We start from the raw sequence: 5,761 nt of genomic DNA, 5'->3' as shown, positions 1-5,761 counted from the left end.
GCACAATGTGCAGGTTGTTGCGTTAGCAGACACTCATATACACAGTACACCGACAGCAACACATGACCCCGCCAGCTTAATGCAGCGGGGCTTTTTTTCGCCCGGACAAAGACTCCGTGGACATGAAAAAAGTATCACCAAACCGAGATAGCCACGGGGCACAGTCGCATACACCGTCCGCTATCTCGTCGTACGCAAGGGCGATCAGATCCAGCATCGAATACCCCTTGAACCGCAGCACCACAGCTGCCGGCAAGCTGACCTTTACGACGTTGCCATCACGATCAAGACGCACAGCACTCGCGCTATAGCGATTGCTCCAGTCCTCACCATCCTCAAAGGCCTTGAGCATGTATTTGCTGATGTACGAGGCAATCTTCGCGGGGCTCCGCTGCACCCAACGCTTACGAGCCGCCTCATCGATGTTGCCCCGCCAGTCCCCCGTGACACTGCGCCAGATGCGACGAATCACGTCGTAGCTCTTGACCTTGTGCCCACCCTCACGAAACGACAAGGGCACCTTGTGCACCGCCATATGCACGTGCCACGCACCACGCTCCTGGCGCTCAAAGGCAGCGACGTACACGAAGCCAGGGATCAGTCGCTTCATGCGGCGCACGAACTCCTTGAAGTGCACTTTGCAGACGTTCAGGTCTTGCTGGTTACCTCGGTAGGTCAGCGTGAGCATGGAGTCCAGGCCAAGCACCTTGATCAGCTTACGCACCTTGGTCTTTGCCCGTCGAGCGGCCCTCATACGGTTCTTCTCCTCCCGCTCTGAGGACTCACGGTCGCGACACTCGAGGTACAGCGCCCACGCCTCGGGATCAAGCCTGCCGACCTCTTCCCAGATGATCTGACGCTGAATTACGGCCTCTTTGTGCCCGTTGCCCAGGTCATGGATATGTAGCAGGAATTCGTCACTTTCCTTGCCTTCGTACCGGAAACCATCCACTATGCGTTCCACCTGCGATCCTCCTTTGATCGTTGGTCACCGCCCTGGGACTGTTGGTAGCAGTCGCCGGGGCTTTCTTTTTGATCGGTCTGCCCGTGCGGGCGTCTATCTCGATGCCAGGGCCTCCAAACAGATCCCCCTGGACCCAGACCCTAGGCCGCTTCATTTCAAGAGCCCTGCGGCCGTTCTGGCAGGTCGGGGAACCACCCCAGACCATCGCACTCACCACAGAGCAGGGCAATGACCTGACCGGTAGACGACTCGCCAAGCACACAGCCAGTACCAAAACACTCACCACACCAAACCCGCGTCAGGTCCTGGCGGGTGACCACGTCCCCGAAGGACGTAACCCAAACATCGGTGGAATCAGGCATCGGAACTCCCTGTGTTCTGAAGTGTCCTAGAGATAAATCTAGCGGCGCCTGCGGCGCCGCTGCCCTCCGCTTGTCGGGCAGCAGCGCGGCAGGCGGCTGAGGCTTGACCAAGCGAGCTGCGAACCTGCTGATCCGGGCCTGTGGCCCACCATGCGAAGACGACCTCACTAATGCCGGGTCTTGTCTTGAATGAGGAGTGGCCTGCAGGCTTCACCGCACCCCCGCATCACCGCGTGCAGGCGTGAGGGCGATAGGCCCAGGCAGGTCACGCGGCTGAGCGGACACGCCACCGGGCCCTGCCGCCACGATCTGGCCACCGTAGCCCCGAATCTCGTCCTGCTTAGCCTGAGGCACGCGAATCTCGCCTTCGATGGGCCACGGTGTCGCAAAGCCGTACCAGTCGCCCACAGCGAGCTGCACCGTATCGCCGGACACCACCACAGCAACACCCAGGGTGCGAAGCGTGTCCAGGCTCATGCGTTCCATGACACGCGTATCGCCTGACACCCACTCCACAACACCGTTGACGCGCTCACCCATCCGGGCCAAGCCAGCCAGACGCAGGCGATAGGCCTTCATGCCGCCGAGGTGACGCTCTATTGGAGATCGGGACCGGTCATCAACGGCAGAGGAGGGCGGGGCGGCTGGACCAGGAACAACAGACTGCTGTGAGCGCGCAGCCGGTGAGGACGCCGCAAGAGCAGCAGGCGCAGGACCAGCGGCAGGAGCGGGCGGATGAAAGAACCGCCACAACACCCAGACCGCTACCACAGACGCAACCAGCATGAGCGGCAGACCCACCGTGAACGCCTTCGTGCCCCAGATCGTGGCGCGCGAGTCGTGATAGTTCTCCGTGTTCGTGTCTGCGCTAACGTGGCTGGCGTAAGTGCCGAAGTAGCGCGTGTCGTATTTGCCGGCCACCACGCTGACACGGTCGTACTTATCGTTTCCCTTGTGCCGCCAGGTGGCGACGGAATAGCGGCCGCTGGCACCGAGCCCGGAGAGCTTCAAGAAACACAGTTTGAGCTCGACGCGGCGACGCCACAGCGGGTGCACGTCCTTGATGCTCTGGCCCATCAACACAATGTCAATGCCGCGATGCCCATGCTCGGTGACGAACTGCGTGATCGCCGGACCGAGCTTGCCACCAGTGCCCCAAAAATTCTGTGCCTCATCAAGCACCACCAGGGCGTTATCCCGCGCCACCTCAGGCACGCCCTCAACCTGCTCACGCGTCAGGACCTGCAACAACTCCTGGCAGCGCTCCAGCGAGATACCAGCATGGTCGGCAAGCTTCTGATGGTCGAGCCCCTCGATATAGGCATCGACGGCACGGCCGGCCTTCAATGCAGGAATGATGCGCCGTACTACTGCCTCATAGCTCTTACCAGACCGGGGGAGACCCTCATGAAAAATGATCATCGCGTCACCACTGGAACAGCGTTACGAGCTTGCGGACGATGCGGACCGTGAAGCCAGTGCCGACGACCGCAAGCGCAGCCATCACACCCATCTCCGACACCAGCCAGAGCACGCCAGGGTCAAGCCCAGAGAACACGGACTGCAAGCCAGCGCTCAGGAAATCAGGGACCTGGATCCCCGCAAGGAGCGTAGCAACGGCGTCCAGGATGCCCTCCAGCACGGTGAGCACCAGATCCGTGACGAACTGCCACAGGTCGGTAAAGAACTGCCGCAGAAGGTCCAGCAGCCACTTGGTGAATTCGGACAACATGGCGGCCCCTCAGTTGTCAAGCGCTATACGGAAGGCCAGCCACGAGGCGAGCACCAGCAGCACGGCACGCACGACGAGATACGCCGCCATAGCTGTAGACGAGCAAAACGCAGTGAAGTCCAGGCTCATGTTGAGATAAGGCACCGAGGTCGACCAAGTGGGGCATGACCCGCCAGTACTCACCGTGAAGAAGCCGCGCGTCGCAGTGACCAACGGAGTGCCACCCACCTTGCCGACAAACCCGCTGACGACACTACTGAACGACTTGCCAGCAGTCTTGCTGGTCCAGGACGAGCCAATCGTCGCGGCCGAACCGCCGCAGCCCTTGTCGCTAGGGTTCTTCTCGCAAGCCGTTTTCTCGTCATCGTCACTCGTCGGACTGGGCGTAGTCACAACCACAGTGTTAGAACTCTTCGAGCCGTCCGGATTCGTCGTCGTCGTCGTCGTCGTCGTCGTGGAACTGCCATTTGCAGCAGTGGTGGTCGAGGTCTCCTTCGTCGTGGTAGACCCGTCCGAATTGTTCGTCGTGGTGCTGTTAGACGAAGAGCTACTGCTGGCCGACGGCGCAGGTGTGGCAGGGGTATTCGTGCCCTTGAGCGTGCAGATCGTCTTGCCGTTAAACGTGCCCTTATCGTACTTAGCTGGGTCGCACGAATCGGCCGGCAGCACCTGAAGCCCCTCAGGAGCGTTAGACGGCGTTGTGCAAGGGATCCCGTTGCCTAAATACTGCCCTTTGGCGTACCAATGCTTCGTGTTATCGACCATCGCGGACCCAGCGGGCGACTCACCATCGAAATTCGCACCGCAGCCGTTCTTGCACTGCCACAACAACGGTGTCGCTTGAGCATTTGTGCCAATGTCGTAATAGCCAGAAGAGAGTACGTTGCCCACCTGACACTGAGGCACGCAAGCCGTACCTGTGCCATCCGGCTGGAAACCAGCGCTGCACCAGCAGGTACCACCCCCCATCTCCGCGTTTGCCGGGCACGAATCAGCCACCTTTGTTTTGCCGACCAGACCCGAGATCGTCGTATCCACAGGATCGCAGGCACGATTGCTATAGCACCTCTGCCCGGTATAGCGCGCAGTGCCCGAGGACACGGCAGACAGATCCGGGATGCTGACCACCGTGTAAACGCTCCAGTAGGTGAATGACCCACCGTCGTAAACCTGCGCATTCATATACGCGACCGCAGCAGCAACGGCCGCACCGGCCGAGGAATAACAGTCCTGCCCCGTCCAGCTAGCCAACGTTGCCTTGTAGCAATACCCAGGCACCGGGGCCACCTGCTTACTAGGAACATTGACCTGACCAAGAGCAGGCGTGCACGCAATCGCAACGAACAAGCAGAGCGCTACCCACGACGAAATCAGGGCACCGAACCTAGCCATGAGTGAACCCCTGCACGCAGGCCCAGCCCGAGAGGGTGCCGATGAATGTCGCAAGAAGCAGCCAGAGCATCACGAGCCTCAAAAGTGAAAATGCCCCCAGGCGTGAGCACTGGGGGCGGGCATCGACGACCGATCAGCGACCGAACATCGACACGATGCGAGCAGTCGCCCAGCGGGCAACAGCAGGCAGCATCTTCAGAGCGGCGATGGCCAGGATGCCAGCAGTGACCGTGGTCAGGTCAACAGCGCCAGTGAGTGCAGACAGATCCATAGAACCTCCTCAACGTTTGAACGAGTTCAGCAGCGCCCCGGCGGCCCACGCAGCAACGTAGACCCCGACCACGAGAGAGAAACCCCACGCCCAGGCGACTGCAAATTCGGTAGCCGTGGGGGTTTTGAAAAGCTGAAGCGCAGCAACGTCGCCACCCTCAACGAGGACCAGCGCGCACCCAGAGGGATCTGCGGGCTGAGCACCTGACTGCCGGACAACGTAGCCGGCGTCGGTGGCGACGAGTTCAGCGCAAAGCACGATCAGACCGCGGCAGTCGCGGGCGCAGGAGCACGAGCAGCGCGCTGAGGCGGGTACGGAGTGAGGGCCGTGACCATGGCACCAATCTCACCAGTCTTGTAATCGCGGCGCAGCGAGAACGACGCGCTGTAGGTACCGGGCTTAGTACCTTCCAGCTCCTTGGTGACGCGAACGGTGCCGACTTCCAGGATCACGCCGGCCTCATCACACAGAGCACACTCGGCGGTCTGCATGGACCAAGCCTTACCGGTTTTGACGCTGATGCCCGTCTTGGGCTCATTCATCTTGAAAACTTGCAGGATGCTGCTGGTCATGGGTGTTCCCTAAGTTGGTTTGCCACGTGGGCGATGTAGGCACGAAGGCCGGCGTATGATTTCGTTTGAGATTACGTAGCCTCTGCAGGCTACGTACGGACTGTAATCGCTGGAGACTACTAATGCAACTGGTTGACCTGATCAACGCCGCTTCCGCTCGCGCAGGCAGCGACTACAAGCTCGCTCAGATCCTCGGCGTAGACCGCCAAAAGGTGAGCGGATGGCGCAACGGCCATGCCAAGTGCGGCGTGGAATACCGAGCCCTGATGGCCGACCTTGCCGGCTTCAACATCGACGAGGTAATCCGAGAAGCGTTGTTGGAGAAGCACGCCAACACACCGCTTGGCGAACGCCTGCTGAGTGCTCTGGGAAACGTGGGTCATGGCGTGGTGGCGACCATGCTTACTTTCGTCAGCGCAGGCTTTTTCGCGATCCAGGTCCTGGCTGAGCCCCGCTGCACAATGTGCA

The 5,761-nt window shown here is 60.6% G+C and carries 7 protein-coding genes; 1 reads left to right on the top strand and 6 read right to left on the bottom strand.

The genetic code is table 11. From position 1 onward, the window contains the following. Positions 1–76: 76 nt before the first annotated feature. The 6 genes from BMY53_RS25160 to BMY53_RS25135 form a co-directional block, all read right to left on the bottom strand. Positions 77–964: a rolling circle replication-associated protein gene (locus BMY53_RS25160; protein ID WP_092949914.1), complete on the bottom strand. Its 888-nt coding sequence runs from the start codon at positions 962–964 to the stop codon at positions 77–79. Between the two features lie 572 nt (positions 965–1,536). After that, positions 1,537–2,748, bottom strand: coding sequence for a zonular occludens toxin family protein (locus tag BMY53_RS25155; protein WP_092949912.1), 1,212 nt, complete (start codon positions 2,746–2,748; stop codon positions 1,537–1,539). Between the two features lie 4 nt (positions 2,749–2,752). Beyond that, positions 2,753–3,058 (bottom strand): hypothetical protein, encoded by a 306-nt coding sequence (locus tag BMY53_RS25150; RefSeq protein WP_092949910.1) that lies wholly within the window; start codon positions 3,056–3,058, stop codon positions 2,753–2,755. 9 nt (positions 3,059–3,067) lie between these two features. Beyond that, positions 3,068–4,405, bottom strand: a complete 1,338-nt coding sequence (locus BMY53_RS25760; protein WP_143074251.1) for a hypothetical protein — start codon at positions 4,403–4,405, stop codon at positions 3,068–3,070. A gap of 178 nt (positions 4,406–4,583) precedes the next feature. Then, a complete protein-coding gene (locus BMY53_RS26150) occupies positions 4,584–4,721 on the bottom strand; it encodes a hypothetical protein (protein ID WP_177201050.1) in 138 nt (45 codons plus the stop codon). A gap of 260 nt (positions 4,722–4,981) precedes the next feature. Then, positions 4,982–5,293, bottom strand: coding sequence for a hypothetical protein (locus BMY53_RS25135; RefSeq protein ID WP_092949904.1), 312 nt, complete (start codon positions 5,291–5,293; stop codon positions 4,982–4,984). A 122-nt stretch (positions 5,294–5,415) separates the two neighbouring features. Between BMY53_RS25135 and BMY53_RS25130 the strand changes: the two genes are divergently transcribed. Continuing rightward, a partial coding sequence (locus BMY53_RS25130; RefSeq protein ID WP_092949902.1) for a hypothetical protein occupies positions 5,416–5,761 on the top strand: 346 nt, incomplete at its 3' end.

The organism is Roseateles sp. YR242, assembly GCF_900109745.1.
Taxonomy (GTDB): Bacteria; Pseudomonadota; Gammaproteobacteria; order Burkholderiales; family Burkholderiaceae_C; genus Roseateles.
Note: the sequence above shows the minus strand (reverse complement) of the source record. Positions and strands in the feature narration are given on the sequence as shown.